The organism is Bacillus sp. FSL M7-0791, from assembly GCF_038627085.1.
Taxonomy (GTDB): domain Bacteria; phylum Bacillota; class Bacilli; order Bacillales; family Bacillaceae; genus Bacillus; species Bacillus safensis.
This window is the reverse complement of record NZ_CP152022.1, coordinates 2580017-2599370: the sequence shown is the minus strand read 5'-3', so window position 1 is coordinate 2599370 and position 19354 is coordinate 2580017. Positions and strand designations below refer to the sequence as shown.

Below are 19354 nucleotides of genomic sequence, written 5' to 3'. Positions count from 1 at the left end.
CTGAAGTCCATTGATAGGACTTCAGCTTTTTTTGTATTATGATGCTTGCTTCTGACGTTTTTCTGAAGCAGAAGAAGTGAAAAGGGAGATCACGAACCCAATGGCGACTCCAAGTATCGCAGGGACAAGCCAGCCAATGCCAAGGTCATAAAAAGGCAGCACTGTTTGGAAAATGTCTTTTACTGGACCGATTGGAAGCTTTGCTGCTGCTAAGCCGTCAAATAAGCTCACGCACCCTGTTAAAATTAACGAGAGGACATATACAGGTCTTCTATGTCCAAGCCATTTATCAGCAAGTGATAGAACGATGATCACAATCGCCAGCGGATAAATCGCTGTTAAGACTGGAACAGAGAAAGCAACAATATGAGCAAGTCCAAAGTTAGAAATAATGAAACTAAACAATGTAACAAGTGTCACGACCATTTTATAAGAAAGCTTAGGAAGTAACTTTGAGAAATACTCTCCGCATGATGTGACAAGACCGATACTTGTTGTTAAACAAGCGACTGTGATGGCAGCTCCTAACACAATATTTCCTAGACTGCCGAAAAGGAACTGAGAAGACTGAGCTAAAATTTTGCTTCCATCTCCAACGAATCCAATGGCATGTGTACTAGAAGCACCTAGATATGCAAGTGACAGGTAAACGAAGGTTAATCCAGCAGCTGCAATCAAACCCGCTTTGATACAAGCAGAAGCCAGTGCCTTTTTACTTGTCACACCGCGTCCTTTAATCGCGTTGATGACAACAATTCCAAATACAATAGAAGCAAGAGCATCCATCGTTTTATAGCCCTCTAAAAATCCTTTGAAAAACGATCCGTTGCTATAAGATACATCTGGTGTACCAATGACGCCCATCGGTGTCAAAATGGCTTTGACAATGATAATAAAAATGATCGTAAATTTAATCGGTGTTAATATTTTCCCTACACGATCCACGATTTTCGTTGGATTTAAAGCAAGGTAATACGTAATACCGAAAAAGACAAGTGTAAATAAAAGAAGGGACAGCCAAGCTGGCACACTTGATAAAAATGGTAATGCCCCAATCTCATACGAAACTGTTCCTGTACGCGGAATAGCGAAAAGCGGCCCAATGGATAAATATAAAATGACGGTGAATGCTGTTCCAAACACTGGGTGAGCCTTATCTGCAAGTCCTTTTGCATCACGCCCTGTTAGAGCAATCGCAATAATCCCGAGTAGAGGTAAACCGACACCTGTTAATAAAAATCCGCCCATTGCTTTCCAGACATTTGTTCCGGCATATTGCCCAAGCTCTGGCGGATAAATCATATTTCCGGCGCCGAAGAATAAAGCAAATAACATAAAACCTATAATAATCGTATCTTTCGTCGACAATGTTGCCTTCATTGAATATAAAGCCTCCAATATTATGTTGAAATATTCTGTTAATTAGCTGCTAAAACGGTTCTTCATTAACATTCACTAATTATAAAGGATGTACGCCTGATGTCAACATGTGTTTTCATACAAAAGTCATGAATTTTTCTATTTTAGTATATGAAGAACAATAAAAAACATCCCCTTCTCCTATGAAGGGGATGTTTTTTGATTTGATGCTTGATTAAGCAGGCTGTTTAGGTGGGCTCGTAAACAAAGAAATAAGAAGACCAATAATGGCTCCAAGTACGGCAGGGATAGCCCAGCCGATCCCAAGTTTGTATAAAGGAACAGTAGCTTCTAAAATTTCATTTAAACCGCCAAGAGGAATCTTTGCTGCCACTAACCCGTCGATGACGGCAAAGATACCTGTAAAAATGAGTGAAGCGATATAAATAATCCGTCTTCCGTTGATCCAGCGATCAAGAAAAGATAAGAGAATGATCACGATGGCTAACGGATAAATCGCAACAAGAACCGGAACAGAGAGCGAAATAATTTGTGCCAGTCCAAGGTTTGCCACAAATGTACTGAATAAAGATACAACTAAAACAACAGTGCGATAAGAAAAGCGTGGAAATAGTGAAGAAAAATATTCCCCGCAGGATGAAACCAGGCCAATACTTGTGGTCAAACAGGCAAATAAAATCGCAGCCCCTAGCACAATATTACCAGCAGAACCAAATAAAAAGTTCGCCGAAAGCGAAAGGAGTTTTCCACCTTCATTTGCCCCGACCATACCTGTTGCCTCAGGACTTGATGCTCCGACATAAGCGAGTGATATGTACACAAGAGCTAGTCCAGCAGCTGCGACAAGCCCAGCTTTAATACAGGCTGCGGCAATCGATTTACGTTCTGTCATACCGCGCTCTTTCACAGCCGTGACAACGACAATTCCGAAAACGATTGAAGCAAGAGCATCCATCGTTTTGTAGCCTTCTAAAAAGCCGGTAAACAGCGGGCTTCCTTCATAAGTTGGATGTGGACTCCCAATTCCACCCATTGGTGTCGCGATCGCTTTGATCACAATTAAAGCAATGACAGCGAGTAAAATTGGTGTTAAAATTTTACCGATTCGGTCAACAAGCTTCGTTGGATTTAAAGCAAGAGCATAGGTAATGCCGAAAAAAGCAATCGAAAACAAGAATAATGGAATCCATGATTCAGACTGCGCTTCAGACAGAAACGGCGCCAGCCCAATTTCATAAGAAACCGTTCCAGTACGAGGGATCGCAAAGAAAGGCCCAATGGATAAATATAAAATGACGGTGAAAATGGTACCGAATGTAGGATGAGCTTTGTCAGCAAGCCCCTTTGCACCAGTTCCTGTCAGGGCAACGGCGATGACACCTAAGAGTGGAAGCCCAACTCCGGTCAGTAAAAATCCACCGATCGCAAGCCATACGTTTTCACCTGCGTACTGTCCAAGTACAGGAGGGAATATCATATTGCCTGCGCCGAAAAAGAGTGCAAACAACATTAAGCCGATGGCTAATGTGTCTGTTTGACTTAACTTATTTTTCATAAGGTTATCCCCCTATTATTTTATTTTTCCGCCATGTTTAAATATTCTGTTAATTTAGGAAAAAATATGACAATGGCACTATGCATGATATAGTGAATTGATGAGGTTGTCAATATACCGCTTTATATTGAAATAAAAGGAATTCGGATCATATTAGTTAAACGCAAGAGGATAAGGAGTTTCGCAATGATGTATCTTGATAATAGTGCAACCACAAAACCGTACCCTGAGGTTTTACAAGTATATCAGCAAGTGAGTGAGCGTTATTTTGGAAATCCATCTTCGCTTCATCAGCTCGGGATAGATGCAAGCCGGCTGTTAAATGAAACGAGAAAACAAATGCTTCACTACACGGGCTTGAAACAATATGAGATTATTTTTACTTCTGGTGCAACAGAAGCGAATAACATCGCCATTAAAGGAGCAGCACTTGCCAAAATGAACCGGGGCAAGCATATTGTGACCACAGAAATAGAGCATCCTTCTGTTATTGAATCGTTTGAACAGCTGAAGGCGTTATTTGGCTTTGACATCACCTATATTCAAGTAAATGAGCATGGCCATGCAGATATGACTCATTTAAAAGAAGTGCTTCGCCCTGATACAGTGCTTGTCAGCATGATGCACGTCAATAACGAAACCGGTGCCATCCAGCCGATTGAAGAGGCTGCTGGTATCATTCGTGAGCATGCCGAAAACGCACTTTTTCATGTCGACGGGGTGCAGGGAATGTGCAAGGTCGCACTCAATAAACAGCTGGATGTAGACCTTTTGACGATGTCAGGCCATAAAATTCATGGATTAAAAGGCACAGGAGCACTCTTTTTAAAGAAAGATGTCACTCTCGCCCCTTTCATTACTGGGGGAGAGCAGGAATTAGGACTTCGTTCGGGTACTGAAAACCCTGCTGGAGCTGTCAGCTTAGCAAAAGCCATGAAACAATCATTTGAACAGCTTGACAAGTATCATAATGAGATGCTGAACTTAAAAACGCAGCTGCAAAAACAGCTTGGAGAGATAGAAGGTATTGTGATGAATACACCGAGGGAGCAAAGTGCGCCGCACATTGTGAATTTTTCAGTACCGGGTATTCAAATTGAGGTCCTCCTCCATATGCTTGAAAAAGAAGGCATATATGTTTCTACAACCTCTGCCTGCTCAGCCAAGAAAAAAGAGCCAAGCCGTGTACTGCTGGCAATGGGAAAACCAGAGGAAGTAGCCAAAAGCAGTATGAGAATCAGCTTGACGTATGAACAAGGACCAGAGCTAACGCCGCAAATCATCACATCGATCGCACAAAGTGTGAAAAAATTAAAAGGAATGAGATAACAGCATGAAATATGATCATATTTTAGTCCGTTTTGGTGAGATCTCAACAAAAGGGAAGAATAGAAAGAAATTTATTGAAAAACTAAGAAAGCACATTCGGTTCGTCTTAAAGGATTTTGAAGCATTAAAGGTTGCATCTGATAGAGATCGCATCACGATTATGCTGAACGGAGAAGACCCTGAACCGATTTCAGAACAGCTCAAAAGTGTATTTGGTATTCAGAGTTTTAGTCTTGCGGTTAAATGCGAGACGAATCTAGATGCGATTAAAGAAGCGGCACTAACAGCAGTACAGGAAGTGTATGAAAAAGGAAATACATTTAAAGTCTCAACGAAACGCTCTTATAAACAATTTGAACTTGATTCAAATGAAATGAACCGTGAAATTGGCGGACATGTTCTAAAGAATACGGAAAACTTAACGGTCAATGTGAAACAGCCGGATGTGCATTTACGCATTGAAATCAGAGAGCAAGCAACGTACATTACATTTAAAGATGTCAAAGGTGCAGGCGGCCTGCCGGTTGGTTCTAGCGGAAGAGCGATGCTCATGCTTTCAGGCGGCTTTGACAGCCCAGTTGCCGGCTATCAAGCAATGAAACGCGGAATTGAAATCGAAGCTGTGCATTTCTTTAGCCCGCCGTATACAAGTGAACGTGCCAAACAAAAGGTCATTGATCTTGCAGAATGCCTGGCAGCATATGGAGGCGAAGTGAAGCTTCACATCGTACCTTTTACAAAAATTCAAGAGCTGATCCATAAACAAGTACCTGAAAACTATACAATGACATCAACAAGAAGAATGATGCTGAAAATAGCTGACAAAATAAGAGAAAAGCGCGATGCCCTTGCGATTATTACCGGAGAAAGCCTTGGTCAAGTGGCAAGCCAGACACTTGAAAGCATGTATGCTATTAACCATGTGACCAATACACCAATCATCCGCCCGCTTATTGCTGTCGATAAAAATGACATTATTGATGAAGCGAGACGAATTGGCACATACGATACAAGCATTCAGCCTTTCGAGGATTGCTGTACGATTTTTACGCCGCCGTCTCCTAAAACAAAGCCAAAGCTTGAGAAGGTAGAACGCTACGAAAGCTTTGCTGATTTTGAGCCGATGCTGGACGAGGCAGTAGAGCAAATTGAAACAATTATTGTGACAAATGAAAAGAAAGCGGCAGACGAATTCGCTGATCTATTCTAAAACGAAAATTTCATAATAATTACCATAAAATCAATCGCATGAAGTCATGTGTTTCTACACATTCTATATTCACAAGGAGGTGAGAACACATGGCTCAACAAAACAGACAAAGCAGTTCTAACCAATTACTAGTACCAGGCGCTGCACAAGCTATCGACCAAATGAAGTACGAAATCGCTTCTGAATTTGGTGTAAACCTTGGTGCAGAAACTACATCTCGCGCTAACGGATCAGTTGGTGGAGAAATCACTAAGCGTCTTGTATCTTACGCTCAACAACATATGGGTGGCGGATCTTTCTAAGACACACAATTTAAAAGCTATGGCTTATGAGCGGGATCCTTCCCGCTCTTTTCTTTTTGTACATATAAATAGTTAGAATATTTTTAAAAAAGAAGACGGATTTAAAAAATTATGGCATAATATTAGGAGTAGGTCCTAATTCAAGCATTTTTCAGTTATGAGTGTTAGAATAGGTAAATTGAAACATGTTTCGTTTCATAAGAAAGAGGCTAAAAGGAGCTGTACCATGAAAAGAGAAGACTTAATTGCACCAGAACAATATAACTTAGTCAGTGAGATTGAAGCGTTCAGTCATGACAAGGAGAAAATGGCCCTGCACTGGCAGGACGGCAATGGCCACGAAGCACATGTGACATATGCAGCATTAGTGGAAGAGGCAAATAAAATTGGACATGTTTTATTAAAAGCAGGCTTCAAAAAAGGCGATAAAATCATTGTGATGGTGCCGCGCATGCTCGAGGCATACAGCATTTATTTAGCAATTTTGAAAACAGGAATGGTTGTGATTCCTTGTTCTGAAATGCTGCGTGCGAAAGATTTAGATTACCGAATTGAACACGCAGAAGCAAAAGGAGCGATCGTCTACTCTTCATTCATTCAATCGTTCGACGGAACCAAAAAACCAAACGATTTTAAAACATTTTCAATCGGTGAAAACGATCATGGCTGGACAAACATTCTAGCGCAAAAGGAAGAGCAATCAAACGAACTTGAATTGGCAGATACAAAGCGCACAGACATGGCGTTTTTATCCTATACATCAGGTACAACAGGGAACCCTAAAGGGGTTGTTCATACACACGGATGGGCGTATGCACATTTACGCACAGCTGCCAAAGCATGGCTCTCCATTAATGAAGGAGATAAAGTATGGGCAACAGCAGGTCCAGGCTGGCAAAAATGGGTGTGGAGCCCCCTCTTATCTGTGTTAGGGAGTGGAGCAGAAGGCTTTGTATATGGAGGGAAATTCAATCCAAATACATACTTAGAACTGCTTCAAAATAATGAAATCAATGTCCTATGCTGTACACCGACAGAATACCGCTTTATGGCAAAAGTAGATGATTTAAGTCAGTACGAGCTGCCGAAGCTGCATAGTGCTGTTTCTGCGGGAGAGCCGCTGAACCGTGAAGTCATTGATACATTCAAAAAGCATTTCGATATAGAAGTACGAGACGGCTATGGCCAAACTGAAAGCACACTGCTCGTAGGGGTATTAAAAGGAATGGACATCAAGCCAGGCAGTATGGGAAAACCAACCCCTGGCAACGAAGTAGATATCATTGATGAGGATGGAAACGTCTGCGCACCTGGAGAAATTGGTGACATTGCGGTGCATCTTGAAACGCCGGCTTTGTTTAAGGAATACTATAAAGACGAAGAGCGTACAAAAGCGCAGCGCCGCGGCAATTACTTTATTACGGGTGACCGCGCGAAAAAAGACGAAGATGGGTACTTCTGGTTTGAAAGCCGCAGAGATGACATCATTGTCAGCTCGGGCTATACAATTGGACCGTTTGAAGTAGAAGATGCACTGATTAAGCATCCAGCAGTGAAGGAATGTGCAGTTGTGGCGAGCCCAGATGAAATCAGAGGATCAATCGTCAAAGCTTACGTCGTCCTTCGTGATGGAACTGATCAAAGTGATGAACTGATCAAAGAGCTGCAAACACATGTGAAAAACACAACAGCACCGTACAAATACCCAAGAGAAATCGAATTCATTGACGAACTGCCAAAAACTCCGTCAGCGAAAATTCGCCGTGTAGAGCTGAGAGAAAGAGAGCTTGCACGAAAAGGTCAATAATAAAGAAGCGAGAAGCGTTCGGATGGAAGCATCCGGCGCTTTTTTTGTACGGAAAATGAAATTCGTTGAAAGCAGGCAGGGGGCTTTGTGTTAAAATATGTAGGAATTTCTGAAAAAGGAGAATGTTAGTAGATGTCCATTGCGATCATTCATGGAATTGTGCTTGCCTTTGGTCTCATTTTACCTTTGGGCGCACAAAATGTATTTGTATTTCAACAAGGAGCGCTGCAGCCTCGATTATATCGAGCAATGCCTGTCGTCATCACGGCTGCTCTTTGTGACACACTTTTAATTGCTTTAGCTGTCATAGGTGTTTCTGTTGTGGTGTTTACCATTCCTGTGCTGCAAATCGGCCTTTATATCATTGGTTTCTGTTTTTTAGTGTATATGGGATGGTCTGTATGGAACACAAGCTCATCATCAGGTGATGAAGAGAAGCAGAAATTAATGCCTGCAAGAAAACAAATTGTATTTGCCTGTTCAGTTTCTCTTTTAAATCCCCACGCGATTCTCGATACGATAGGTGTCATTGGTACGAATTCGCTGCAATATAGCGGAGCAGAAAAGCTGGCGTTCACACTTGCCTGTATCATCGTATCCTGGTTATGGTTTATGGGGCTCGCCCTTTTAGGGAAGATGTTAGGAAAGTTAGATACAAACGGCAAATGGATGAACCGTATTAATAAGGCTTCGGCGGTCATGATCTGGCTGGTTGCGTTATACATTGCGTATCAATTGATTGTGTAAGGTACATAGAGAATCAAACAAAGAAGCGTTTGGACGTAATGATCCTGCGCTTTTTTTATGTTGGAAGTGTAGCAGCCTTACAATATATCGGAATCAAACCTATGAAATTCTTTGAGTTTGGGATGATCGAAAGAACTATTTCAGAAACGTCTGCTCTTCATATGTTGAGATAAGTCACTTTTCTTCTAATTTGATCCTGTTCTGTTTTAAAATGTCATTGAGGCGGGGCATTTATCCTCGTCATTTGAAAAGGGGGATATGGATGAAGAAAACATTGTTTAAAGATGCAGCTCTCTTAACACTGGATCCATCTTTAGGTTTTCTTGAAAAGGGAGATTTGTTAATTGAAGGGAAACATATTTTAGAAGTTAGGCCTTCAATTGAAGTAAGTGATGCAGACATCGTTGATGCATCTGATATGGTCATCATGCCAGGTCTTGTAGATACACATCGGCATGTGTGGCAGTCTGTCATCCGGGGCATAGGGACGGATTGGTCTTTGCAGACATATTTGAGCAAAATCTATTATGGCAACTATGGAGCGATGAGACGCCCTTCCGACGATCGAATCGCCAATTATTTAGGGGCATTAGAGGCTTTAGATGCAGGTGTGACCACATTTTTAGACTGGACGATGATCAATTCAATGGATCATACAGAAGAGCTCATTGAAGGATTAAAAGATGCGGGCATACGAGCTGTTTTTGCTTTTGGGTCCTCTGGAGATGCTGAATATTGGGATAGAGAGAGTACGCTCACTAATATGGAGGACGCAGCACGTGTGAAAAAAGCACATTTTCAATCATCAGATCAGCTTTTAACAATGGGACTTGCGATTCGTGGTCCAGAGTTTTCATCATGGGAGACGTCGGTATTTGAAATTGAAACAGCCCGGTCTCTAGATGCTCTATGCAGTATGCACATCGGCTTTGGGAATTGGGGAGCGGAGGATCGATCGATTGAGCGGCTTCATAAAGCAGGGTTACTCGGACCAGATTTGAACATGGTGCATATTAATGCAATTGATGCGGATCAAATGAAGATGCTGGCAGACAGCGGAAGCTCCATATCCATTACCCCTGAAATTGAAATGATGATGGGTCACGGTTATCCTGTCACAGGACTTGCGATTGAACAAGGTGTTCTTCCAACGCTCGGTGTAGACGTAGTGACAGCGACAGGGGGAGATTTGTTTGCCCAAATGAAATTCGGACTTCAAGCAGAGCGCGCGGTCCAAAATCAATCGTTGTTAATGGATGGGATCATGCCGGGGCCTGAACTTGGGCTGTCTGCTCATCAAATGCTTGAGGCTGCGACGATCAATGGGGCTCGTGCATTACAGCTCGATCATAAAATTGGGTCGCTTACACCTGGGAAAGAAGCTGATTTCATCCTAATCGACCGGACAAGCATGAATCTTCTTCCAATGTCAGATCCAGCTGGAGCGGTTGTCCAAACGGCACATCCTTCAAATGTTGATTCTGTTTATGTGGCTGGAAAAGCAGTGAAACGAAACGGAAAGCTTGTTGATGTGAACCTAGAAGAGGTCAAACGAAAAGCTTATGCAGCAAGAGACCATATTTTATCACACAAGTTTGAATCGACACCTTCGTAAATAAAATAACCCCATAGGCGATGCCTATGGGGAATTGTTTACAAGGATTCTTTGATGACCTTTTTATAATATTGGACAGACAGGAATCCGAAGACAGAATAGAGGACAGTGTAAATCGACATGACGATAAGCATTGGAGTCCACAATTCTCCGCCGAACAAAAACCAGCCTGATTGTACAGCAAAGTAGCTGTGCAGCAATCCGATGATGAGCGGAATCCCAAAGTTAAACAGCTGTTTAAGCCGGATGCCTTTTAATAGATCCTTCTCAGTAAAACCAAGCTTACGCAAGATCGTGTAGGAGCTTTGTTCCTCTTCACTTTCATTCATTTGTTTAAAGTATAAAATACAGCCTGATGTGACAAGGAAGCTGAGACCTAAAAATCCGACCACAAACATCATTAGTCCTATTGTTTGTTTTTGCTGCTGAGCTGAAGCTAATTGAGACATGCTTTTGTCACTTAGTTTTAAAGATGTAAACACGCGATTTGCTTGTTCAAGATTTTTATTATCTTTTATATTGACTGCGTTATATTGGCTATTCTCAAACTGCAGCTTTGGATCTTTCTGTTTGTCGAGCTGCTCAAAAACATGTTGACTCACGACGGCAACAGGCAGACCGCCAAAAGTGAAGTTGTATGAAATGAGATAATCTTTCTTCATATCCATGACTTTCAAATCAACAGGCTCCTTGATGAGAAGCTTCACATCGCCTGAGCTTTGAATCGGCATGAATTTCTTTAATAGATCACTGTAGCCGCTTAAAATAACTTCGCTTTTCTCTACATGAATATTTGGTGCGTTTTTCTCACTGATCACAGGCAGTGTCAATACGCCTGGATCATTTTTCATATTTTTCAATTCTGAATCCATGATTTTTTTCGCATCAAATTTCGCTTGAATCACTTTGACCTGCTTTTGATCATAAGCAATATGTTTGTCAGAAAGTGCACGAGTGAAGGTTGTTGCTTCTTTTTCTGAGCCCATGACGAAATGAGCTGGAATTTGCTGCTCAGCGGTTTTTTCCGCTGAGTAATAAGAAATGTAGCTAAGAGCCAGCAAACCGATGGCAAGTGCAGATACGGTTGTAATAATCGTTAAAAGCAGTGCATTTGATTTTAACCGGAACATAATGGATGACAATGATAACACTTCATGAATGGCGAGATAGCCATTTTTTCTTTTACGTACGATATTGGCAATGAAAGAAACAGAGCCTTTGTAAAAAAGAAAGGTACCGATGATGACAGAGGCTAGAATATAAATCATGGCTAAAAGTAACTCAAACATGGACGTATATGAGCCGGTAAAAAGCTTAGAAGAAATATAATAGCCTGAGCTGATCAAGACAATACCGAAAACCCCAATGATGATTTCTAACACAGAGATCTTTTTCACACGCTGTTCTGTCGAAGATGTTGTTCTAAACAAAGATAAAATCGTCTGTTTTTTAATAAAACGCCTATTTCTCAGCATAATCAATCCATAGATAATGAAAAAGACAATAAGTGTTTGCAGAAGGGCCATGCCTGAAAAATGCAGATTGGCGATGGCGTTCACGCCGGTTACTTTAAATAGCACCATCAGCATCAGCTTTGAACCGATAAAGCCGGCAATGATGCCGATAACCATAGCTGTCACGTACAGGATAAAGTTTTCTGCATTGAGCAGCCTGGCAATTTTTTGTTTCGTCATGCCGATGAGCTGCAGGAGACCTATTTCTTTTCCTCTGCGTTTAATAAAAATGCTATTCGCATATAGCAGGAAAATACCGACGATCGCAATGAGCAGCACCGAAGCGGCTTTAATTGAAGCGCCGCCTTTAATGGAGCCTTTTACACCATCAAGTGCTGGCGAGTACTGCAAGGTGACAAAGGAAAAATAGAGCGCGACACTAAACACGAGAGCAAACACATATAAATAGTAATTCTTCAAATTTTTCTTCAAGTTACGGAAGATGAGCTGATTAATGTTCATGCTTCACACCGCCTAAGACACCTTGCGTTTTCATAATATCCTCGAAAAACATTTTTCTTTCTAAAGCGCCTTTATTCAACTGTGTATAAATCTGTCCATCCTTGATAAAAATGACGCGGCTTGAATAGCTGGCTGCGACAGGATCATGTGTCACCATCACAATAGTCGCTTTTCGTTTGCGATTGAAATCTTGCAGCTTGTTGAGCAGGTCAGATGCCGATTTGGAATCAAGTGCCCCTGTAGGTTCATCAGCGAAAATAAGACTTGGCTCATGAATGAAGGCACGAACCGCCGATGTCCGCTGCTTTTGTCCGCCAGAGAGTTCGTTCGGGTATTTGTCTCTTAGTTCATAAATCCCCATATCTTCTGCGAGCTGCTGAAAACGTTCAAAAGCTTCTTTTTTTGGTGTTTTGGATATGGATAAAGGCAAAAGAATATTTTCTTTGACCGTGAGTGTATCAAGTAAATTATAATCTTGAAAAACAAAGCCAAGCTGCTTTTTTCTAAATTCCGCAAGCTGCTGATCCTTCATTTGCGTCATCTCAGCATCTGCAATACGAATGGATCCGCTGGATACATGATCGATAGAGGACAATACGTTCAGAAGGGTTGTTTTCCCCGAGCCTGATGGCCCCATGATACTAACAAATTCCCCGGCTTCAATGGTCAAATCAATGCCGCTGAGCACCTCTTGTTTGTTGAATTTATTTCCATAGCTTTTATAAATTTTGCGAGCTTCTAAAATGTTCATTTGCTGAACCCCTTTTTCTTTTAATTGATAACTCTAGTATAAAAAGAAGCCTGCCAAACGTCCTTCGATTTGGCGAACAAAACAGACGAGCATGTGACATTGTTGTCACATGCTTGTTTTTTAAACAAATTGTATGTAAACCAGTTTCTTTTCAGGGTGAGTTTTCTTTCCCCATTTATTTTATCTGTTTTTCACTCTTATGGATCAATCTTCTCTGATTTTTTATGTCATGATAGTGTTTTGAAGCTTTACATGGCGATTTTATTCATGTATGATATGCATATTAAATATATGCATAGTAAATCTATGTATTGGAGGTAACTAAGAATGAAAGTGAGTAAAGAGCTTCTAAAGGGAAGTACAGCTACCCTTATATTAAGCTTATTAAATGAAAGACCGATGTATGGATATGAAATGATTAAGGAATTGGAGGCGAAGTCGGAAGGAATTTTCAGCTTTAAAGAAGGAACAATCTATCCTATTTTGCACAATTTAGAGGGGAAAGAATTTATTGTTTCTTACTGGGGCGAAGGGAATGGCAACCGGAAAAGAAAGTATTACAAAATCAATGAGCAAGGGAAAGCACTGATACAGGAAAAGAAAGAAGAATGGAACGTTTTCAAACATGCAGTCGATGGCGTATTGAACGGAGAGAAAATCGCATGGGATTAGATAAAAAGTTCGAGAAGTATGTCAAAAGTGTATGTAAACAAATTAAAAATAAAGATGTTCATTCGAGTGTAAAGCTTGAACTGATGGATCATCTATACACACTAAAAGAGGAAGCGATGAATGCTGGGATGCCTGAAAAAGAGGCGGTAGATCAAGCGTTGAACCAAATTGGTAATGCGGAAATTCTCGGAATGCAGCTCCATGAAACACATAAAACCCAAATCGATTTTAAAACGATTCTTCTAGTGTTAGCCACTTGTTTTTGCGGGCTGTTTGTGATGTACTTTTTGCAGTTTCATTCAGATTTTACAAATCTTCGAAACATGAACATTTTTTATAAAAGCCTTGTCTTTTATTTAGTGGGGTTAGTGCTTATGTTTGGTTTGTTTTCATTCGATTATCGGCGCTTATTGAAATACTCTTGGCATTTATACATTGGGACACTCGGAACGCTGATTTTTTCGATGATGTTCGGGGAAAGAGTGAACGGTATTCTTTTTTTAAGAATACGTGATGTATCAATAAATTTGACTGAGATTATTCCTTTTCTTCTAGCCATTTCTTTAGCAGGTATCTTTCACAAATGGAATTGGGAGAATGCGTACAAAGCTTGGTTTGGAGTAGGGGTTATGGCTTTACCGATTATTTTAATCAGTACGATTGGTTTTCTTCCTGCGACTGTTATCTGTCTGGTCATGTGCTTAACCGTGATGTATGTGTCTAGCGCAAGTTTATGGCAAATCATTATGCTGACAGCAGCAGGCATTTTATATGTGATGGTTGCATTATTTTCTCTTTTTCAAGCAGATGGGCACCCTTTCTTTTATAGAATTCATGAATTCAGCTCAAACGGGCTTCAGATCACACCTTATGCCATGTCTGAAGTTCACACGGATTGGATGTTTACATATATCATTTATTCATTTGGCTGGTTGGCAGGGCTCATTGCGCTCCTGTTGTTTGTCATTTTTATTCACAGAGTATTTCATACAGCAAAACGAGTGAAAATGGCTTATGGCAAAATGGTCTTGACAGGTTTAGCCGCTGTTTTTGCAGCAAAATGTCTCTTAAGCATCTTCACAAACTTTGGCTTTCTGCCTTTCCCTGGAGTGTCTATGCCGTTCATGAGCTATGGAGGTTCACATATTCTTCTAGAAATGATGGCTGTTGGGCTGATCTTAAGTATTTATAGACGGAGACAGTTGGGAGATGTTTCTCGCAAAGAAGCGGGGAGTATTTCCTAAGTAAGCCACCTCAATCTCTTCGCGCAAGTTTTGACGTCGCGAAGAGATTGCGATTGCTTTTTACATGCTCGCAATATGAACAAAATCATTCTTTCTCGGAAAGGTGAAGGTGAAGGTTGTACCTTGATCTATCGTGGAGTTGACCTCGATCGTGATATGAAGAGCGTCAGCTCCTTTTTTCGTTAAATAGAGCCCCATACCTGTTGAGGCGGTGTCATTGTGATGTCTTGTCGAGGTAAAGCCTTTTTCAAAAATACGAGAGATGTCTCTTGGATCAATTCCTCTGCCTTGATCTGTGATTGTCAGCATGACTTGGTCATTTATTTGTTTGCTTTCAATGACAATATCGGAAGAATGGCTGTATTTGACTGCATTTGTGAGTACCTGTCTGAGCATAAAGGATAGCCATTTTGTATCACTTAATACGGTACGTTCCTCCAGCGCCAGCTCGAAGCCGATTCCTTTTTGCATGCACCATGATTGGAGCGCTTTGATTTCTTTTGTTATGATGCTTTGCAGGTCCAGCTTTTCAATGAATAAATCATTTTCGATATGACGTACTCTGCTTTGGTGCAGCTGGGCATCGAGTAATAAATGTATTCTGAGCCACTCATACGTCATATTTGATTTCAACGGCTGATCTGTTAAGCGGTCAATCATTAAGCGCATCGCTGTAAGCGGTGTTTTGACCTCATGTATCCAAGAAAGCAATTCATCTTTTTCTTCTTCAAGAGCGATTTTCTGCTCTGCTGCCATCCGCCGGTAACGTGCAATTTGCTCTGACGTCGCATCATGGATGAGGTGCTCAAATGGCGAAGAGGGGGTTAGCCGTATTTGATGTTCAATGTCATCATCCCATTCTTTCAGCCTTTCATAATAAGCCGTTTCTTTTCGGTATCGGAAAAAGAGAAAGACGATCATGAGAAACGTAGACAATAGCACAATATAGAAAAGAGAAGCGATGGGAATGGTCGTATCCAAATAAGCAACAAACAGAATGAGAAGCTGCAAACTAAGAAAGAAAAGAATCCAGCTTCTTCGTTCTTTTAAAAATGCTTGCAGCATCATTAATCATCCTTTTCCTTTGCAAGATATCCTTGACCCACTTTTGTCTCAATGAATGTGCCAAGGGAGATCTCGTCTAGTTTTTTTCTGAGGCGGTTGACGTTTACAGTCAGTGTATTGTCACTGACAAACCGTTCATCCTCCCACAATGCTTGAATGAGAGATTCCCGGCTGACGATATGATTTTTATGCTGAATCAATTCTTTGAGAATAAATAACTCATTTTTCGTTAATTCCACCTCACCGTGATCATTTGTTACGGTGTTTTTTTCTAGGTCAATGGCAGCGCCGCACCACATTTTTAGGCTGGTCGGTTCTGCATTATAATCATGCACGCGGCGAAGAACAGCACTAATTTTGGCAATGAGTACGTCAAAATGGAAGGGCTTTTGGACGAAATCATCGGCACCGAGCTGCATCGACATGACCATATCAGCAGGGTGGTCTCTTGAGGAGAGGAAGATGATTGGAACATTTGAATGATGCCGAATCATCCGGCACCAATGAAAGCCATCGTATTTTGGCAGCTGTATATCAATAATGACGAGATCAGGCTGGACATCCGTAAATTCCTGCAACACCTGATGAAAATCTTGAATCCCATAGACATCATAGGACCAGTTAACTAGACGTTCTTTAATTTCTTGGAAGAGGGTTGTATCATCTTCAATCAGTAGTATCTTAAACAAAATCAGCACCACACTTTTTGTATTCACTTGTTGTCATTGTAGCGGAAAATAGACCCTGCCGCTAGAAGCAGACATGAAAAAAGCAAGGGAAGAGGTCCCTTGCTTCAGCTTATTTACCTAAAAAATGCTTTTTAAAGAATGATAGTTGGAATTCAAGTGTGAGTGGGTCATTAAAATAGAATTCCTCTGCATTGGCTTCATACACACGATGTTTTTTGACAGCTGGGATGGACTTGTAAATTTCACTGTTTTGATAGGAATTGTCCATTTCGCTGTTTTTACTAATGATCATATAGTCTCCTGCAAATTCAGGAATGACTTCCTGTGAAACCGCGTAGTAGCCGGCTTTTAATGCTTTTTCTTTCACTTTCTCAGGCATTTTCAGTTTCATTGCTTGATAGAGAATTTCTGTTCCGCGGCCCCATGCATCTCCAAAGACGTAAAGTTCTTTTGTGCCACTTTCAAAGACAGAAACTGTTGCATCTTTACCGATTTTTGCTTTGATTTCTTTTCCAGCTTCAGCTGCACGTTTTTTGAAATCTTTAACCCAAGCTTTTGCTTCTTTTTCTTTGTTTAATACTTTTCCAATTTCAATGTGCTGTTGAAGGTAATCCACTTTGTTATACGTAAATAAAACGGTTGGTGCGATTTTTTTGAGTTTTTCTACATTTTTAGTATTGCTTAAGCCAATGATGACGTCAGGCTTTAGCTTCATGATTTTCTCTACATTGGCATCCGATACTTCTTCCACATTTTTTAATTCCTTTTGGAAGCGCGGATTCTTTTTGGACCAAGAGTCAACGCCGACGAGGTTCACACCAAGTGACATGACATTACCTGTGTAAGAGCCAAGAACAACAACACGTTTTGGATGCGCTGGCAGCTTCACAGGCCCATTTTCAGATTGATATGTAATTTTGTCTGATGATGTTGATTGATTTCCTTTATTTGAGGAAGAGCTGCTGCTATTGCCACATGCGCTCAATGCAAGTACAAAGATGAGCATCAGAGGGAACAATATTTTCTTCATGAATGTAGACTCCTTTGAAATCGGCACATAAGCCGGATATTGGTTGTATTAGTGATAATGATAATTATTATCACTTGGATATCATATCATAGAACTGTGGGCTGTTGTCAATGACATTTTGATAGCTGGTGATAAAAAATAAAGAGGGGATTTCGATAAAAAAAAGATCAAGGCAGCATGTGTCCTGATCTTTTTTCTTATTTAAACCAGCCTTTTTCTTTTGATCGTGTAATGGCTTCGATGCGGTTTTTCACTTCCAGCTTATCTAAAATAATGGAAATGTAGTTCCGGACAGTGCCGCTTTTAATGCTCAGTTCTTTTGCAATTTCTTTTGTGTTTTTACCGTCTGCGACGAGTTCAAGAACCGATTTCTCTCGCTCCGTTAAAGGGTTTTCGTCACTATATAAGTCTTCCATTAATTCAGGTGCGTACACCTTTTTCCCTTTCATCACACTGCGAATGGCACTTGCCAGCTCCTCGCTTGGGCTGTCTTTCAGCATGTAGCCGCTGACGCCAGCTTTTAGCGCCCTTTGGAAATAACCGGAGCGGGCAAAGGTCGTTAAAATGATGATTTTCACATCTGACCCTTTAAGCTCTTCTGCTGCATCAAGTCCGGATTTTCCCGGCATTTCAATATCCATTAAGCAAATATCAACAGGGTGTGTTTTGGCAAAATCGATGGCATCTTGGCCATTCGTACCTTTCCCAACAACCGTCATATCGTCTTCTAAATCGAGAAGTGAACCGAGTGCACCAAGCAGCATTTGCTGATCTTCTGCGATAAAGATGTTGATCATTTTATCCCCTCCTTTTCTTTTGCTGCTGAATCATTTGGAATGCTCATAATGAGCTTTGTCCCGTCTTTTGTTTCAATACGCAGGCGGCCATTTGCAAATTCCAATCTTTCTCTTATTCCTAAAAGGCCGTGACCCTTCATTTGAGAGGGCGGATTGTCGCCTTTAAATGTTCCGTCATCTTCAACGGTGATGATGGCTTCCTTTGATTTTTGGTGAATGGTGATTTTACAAACAGTCGCGTCACTATGTTTGACGACATTTGTCACCGCCTCTTTGATGCACATGCTCACAATGTTTTCGTTCAGAAGTGAGATGTGTTTCGGTGCTTCCTTTTCATCATAGATCAATTCAATTCCAGCTGCATCGAGAATTTGCTCGATGTTCGACATTTCCTCTTTGATTCGGATGCCCTTCATGGAGGAAACAATCTTCCGCACTTCATTGAGAGACGTTCTGGCGGTCTGCTGGACGCTTTTGAGTTCGGCACGAGCCTGTTCAGGGTCTTTATACACGAGTTTACGGGCAAGATCACTTTTTAACCCGATCAAAGAAAGCTTTTGTCCAAGGGTGTCATGCAGGTCGCGTGCAATGCGCTGCCTTTCTTCAAGCTTCACAAGATCAGCAATCCGTTCATTGGCATATTCTAATTTCTCCTCAAGCCGTTCACGTTCCTTCCTGCTCCGAATGCTGAGAGGAAGAAGAATGGCACTAATCAGGGTGATCACGACAAAAGGAATTTGTGTGAGAAACCAGCCCTTTTTTAAGATCAAACTAAAGTTCACCGCTATAGCAGCGCTCCCTAGATGAATATAGTATAAGATATAAAAAGGTACTTTTCTTTTAATATGCCCGTTAAAATAGGCGATGCAAAAAGCGAAATAAATATAGCTGTAGAGCATCACATAACCAGTTGAAATACCGATCAATAAAAGACCGAAGACATATAAAGACCAGCCTTTTGCGACAAAGGCAAAACGATACACAGCGAAAAAGACGACGTTCAAAATAATGCCGATGACAATACCTAAAGTTGAAGGTGTCTTAAAGATAAAATAGAAGGGCAGGATGAAAAAAATGGCCCATATATAAGGGGAAATCCCATGCAATTTTTGAATTTTAAACTGTTTTTTCATCCGTGTGCCACCTTTTTTCGTTTTTCATTCTTTTTCCTTACTTTATCAAATT

At 41.0% G+C, this 19354-nt stretch carries 17 protein-coding genes; 8 read left to right on the top strand and 9 right to left on the bottom strand.

Going from position 1 to position 19354, the window contains the following annotated elements; genetic code table 11:
- Positions 1-36: 36 nt before the first annotated feature.
- Positions 37-1380 (bottom strand): branched-chain amino acid transport system II carrier protein, encoded by a 1344-nt coding sequence (gene brnQ / locus MHI08_RS13320; RefSeq protein ID WP_034624239.1) that lies wholly within the window; start codon positions 1378-1380, stop codon positions 37-39.
- Between the two features lie 214 nt (positions 1381-1594).
- On the bottom strand, positions 1595-2935 hold the full coding sequence (gene brnQ, locus MHI08_RS13315; protein WP_171464575.1) for a branched-chain amino acid transport system II carrier protein: 1341 nt from the start codon (positions 2933-2935) through the stop codon (positions 1595-1597).
- A gap of 186 nt (positions 2936-3121) precedes the next feature.
- Here brnQ (MHI08_RS13315) and MHI08_RS13310 point away from each other — a divergent pair, with 186 nt between their 5' ends.
- The 6 genes from MHI08_RS13310 to MHI08_RS13285 all read left to right on the top strand — a co-directional run bounded on the left by MHI08_RS13310 (position 3122) and on the right by MHI08_RS13285 (position 9945).
- Positions 3122-4264: a cysteine desulfurase family protein gene (locus MHI08_RS13310; RefSeq protein WP_268423703.1), complete on the top strand. Its 1143-nt coding sequence runs from the start codon at positions 3122-3124 to the stop codon at positions 4262-4264.
- Between the two features lie 4 nt (positions 4265-4268).
- Complete coding sequence (thiI, locus tag MHI08_RS13305) at positions 4269-5474, top strand: tRNA uracil 4-sulfurtransferase ThiI (protein WP_101676763.1); 1206 nt, start codon at positions 4269-4271, stop codon at positions 5472-5474.
- A gap of 89 nt (positions 5475-5563) precedes the next feature.
- On the top strand, positions 5564-5776 hold the full coding sequence (locus MHI08_RS13300; RefSeq protein WP_024424829.1) for an alpha/beta-type small acid-soluble spore protein: 213 nt from the start codon (positions 5564-5566) through the stop codon (positions 5774-5776).
- A gap of 226 nt (positions 5777-6002) precedes the next feature.
- Positions 6003-7583, top strand: a complete 1581-nt coding sequence (locus MHI08_RS13295) for an acyl--CoA ligase (protein ID WP_285709323.1) — start codon at positions 6003-6005, stop codon at positions 7581-7583.
- Positions 7584-7715: 132 nt separating this feature from the next.
- Entirely contained in the window at positions 7716-8330 is a 615-nt protein-coding gene (locus MHI08_RS13290; RefSeq protein ID WP_125587162.1) for a LysE/ArgO family amino acid transporter, read from the top strand.
- 262 nt (positions 8331-8592) lie between these two features.
- Positions 8593-9945 (top strand): amidohydrolase family protein, encoded by a 1353-nt coding sequence (locus MHI08_RS13285; protein WP_224426965.1) that lies wholly within the window; start codon positions 8593-8595, stop codon positions 9943-9945.
- Positions 9946-9983: 38 nt separating this feature from the next.
- Here the strand turns inward: MHI08_RS13285 and MHI08_RS13280 are convergent, their stop codons facing one another.
- Together MHI08_RS13280 and MHI08_RS13275 are read right to left on the bottom strand one after the other, a co-directional pair.
- Positions 9984-11921: an ABC transporter permease gene (locus tag MHI08_RS13280; RefSeq protein WP_342499690.1), complete on the bottom strand. Its 1938-nt coding sequence runs from the start codon at positions 11919-11921 to the stop codon at positions 9984-9986.
- On the bottom strand, positions 11911-12672 hold the full coding sequence (locus MHI08_RS13275) for an ABC transporter ATP-binding protein (RefSeq protein WP_024426158.1): 762 nt from the start codon (positions 12670-12672) through the stop codon (positions 11911-11913). The genes MHI08_RS13280 and MHI08_RS13275 overlap by 11 nt, the downstream gene beginning before the upstream one ends.
- Before the next feature lie 327 nt (positions 12673-12999).
- On the opposite strand from MHI08_RS13275, the gene MHI08_RS13270 reads away from it, so the two are divergent.
- A complete protein-coding gene (locus MHI08_RS13270) occupies positions 13000-13344 on the top strand; it encodes a PadR family transcriptional regulator (protein WP_342499689.1) in 345 nt (114 codons plus the stop codon).
- Positions 13335-14588, top strand: coding sequence for an FtsW/RodA/SpoVE family cell cycle protein (locus MHI08_RS13265; RefSeq protein WP_342499688.1), 1254 nt, complete (start codon positions 13335-13337; stop codon positions 14586-14588). Before MHI08_RS13270 ends, MHI08_RS13265 begins: the two co-directional genes overlap by 10 nt.
- A 60-nt stretch (positions 14589-14648) precedes the next feature.
- On the opposite strand, the gene MHI08_RS13260 is transcribed toward MHI08_RS13265, so the two are convergent.
- The 5 genes from MHI08_RS13260 to MHI08_RS13240 all read right to left on the bottom strand — a co-directional run bounded on the left by MHI08_RS13260 (position 14649) and on the right by MHI08_RS13240 (position 19302).
- Positions 14649-15653: a sensor histidine kinase gene (locus MHI08_RS13260; RefSeq protein ID WP_342499687.1), complete on the bottom strand. Its 1005-nt coding sequence runs from the start codon at positions 15651-15653 to the stop codon at positions 14649-14651.
- A gap of 2 nt (positions 15654-15655) precedes the next feature.
- Entirely contained in the window at positions 15656-16342 is a 687-nt protein-coding gene (locus MHI08_RS13255) for a response regulator transcription factor (RefSeq protein ID WP_342499686.1), read from the bottom strand.
- A 109-nt stretch (positions 16343-16451) separates the two neighbouring features.
- Complete coding sequence (locus tag MHI08_RS13250) at positions 16452-17372, bottom strand: iron-hydroxamate ABC transporter substrate-binding protein (RefSeq protein ID WP_342499685.1); 921 nt, start codon at positions 17370-17372, stop codon at positions 16452-16454.
- 197 nt (positions 17373-17569) lie between these two features.
- The gene (locus tag MHI08_RS13245) at positions 17570-18169 is read right to left on the bottom strand and encodes a response regulator transcription factor (protein ID WP_024424818.1); all 600 of its coding nucleotides are present in this window, start codon (positions 18167-18169) and stop codon (positions 17570-17572) included.
- Complete coding sequence (locus MHI08_RS13240) at positions 18166-19302, bottom strand: sensor histidine kinase (RefSeq protein ID WP_342499684.1); 1137 nt, start codon at positions 19300-19302, stop codon at positions 18166-18168. The genes MHI08_RS13245 and MHI08_RS13240 overlap by 4 nt, the downstream gene beginning before the upstream one ends.
- Positions 19303-19354: the final 52 nt, after the last annotated feature.

Coding starts and splice junctions, on each gene's coding strand:
- brnQ (WP_034624239.1), bottom strand. CDS start 1,380: ATGAAGGCAACATTGTCGACGAAAGATACGATTATTATAGGTTTTATG.
- brnQ (WP_171464575.1), bottom strand. CDS start 2,935: ATGAAAAATAAGTTAAGTCAAACAGACACATTAGCCATCGGCTTAATG.
- MHI08_RS13310 (WP_268423703.1), top strand. CDS start 3,122: ATGATGTATCTTGATAATAGTGCAACCACAAAACCGTACCCTGAGGTT.
- thiI (WP_101676763.1), top strand. CDS start 4,269: ATGAAATATGATCATATTTTAGTCCGTTTTGGTGAGATCTCAACAAAA.
- MHI08_RS13300 (WP_024424829.1), top strand. CDS start 5,564: ATGGCTCAACAAAACAGACAAAGCAGTTCTAACCAATTACTAGTACCA.
- MHI08_RS13295 (WP_285709323.1), top strand. CDS start 6,003: ATGAAAAGAGAAGACTTAATTGCACCAGAACAATATAACTTAGTCAGT.
- MHI08_RS13290 (WP_125587162.1), top strand. CDS start 7,716: ATGTCCATTGCGATCATTCATGGAATTGTGCTTGCCTTTGGTCTCATT.
- MHI08_RS13285 (WP_224426965.1), top strand. CDS start 8,593: ATGAAGAAAACATTGTTTAAAGATGCAGCTCTCTTAACACTGGATCCA.
- MHI08_RS13280 (WP_342499690.1), bottom strand. CDS start 11,921: ATGAACATTAATCAGCTCATCTTCCGTAACTTGAAGAAAAATTTGAAG.
- MHI08_RS13275 (WP_024426158.1), bottom strand. CDS start 12,672: ATGAACATTTTAGAAGCTCGCAAAATTTATAAAAGCTATGGAAATAAA.
- MHI08_RS13270 (WP_342499689.1), top strand. CDS start 13,000: ATGAAAGTGAGTAAAGAGCTTCTAAAGGGAAGTACAGCTACCCTTATA.
- MHI08_RS13265 (WP_342499688.1), top strand. CDS start 13,335: ATGGGATTAGATAAAAAGTTCGAGAAGTATGTCAAAAGTGTATGTAAA.
- MHI08_RS13260 (WP_342499687.1), bottom strand. CDS start 15,653: ATGCTGCAAGCATTTTTAAAAGAACGAAGAAGCTGGATTCTTTTCTTT.
- MHI08_RS13250 (WP_342499685.1), bottom strand. CDS start 17,372: ATGAAGAAAATATTGTTCCCTCTGATGCTCATCTTTGTACTTGCATTG.
- MHI08_RS13245 (WP_024424818.1), bottom strand. CDS start 18,169: ATGATCAACATCTTTATCGCAGAAGATCAGCAAATGCTGCTTGGTGCA.
- MHI08_RS13240 (WP_342499684.1), bottom strand. CDS start 19,302: ATGAAAAAACAGTTTAAAATTCAAAAATTGCATGGGATTTCCCCTTAT.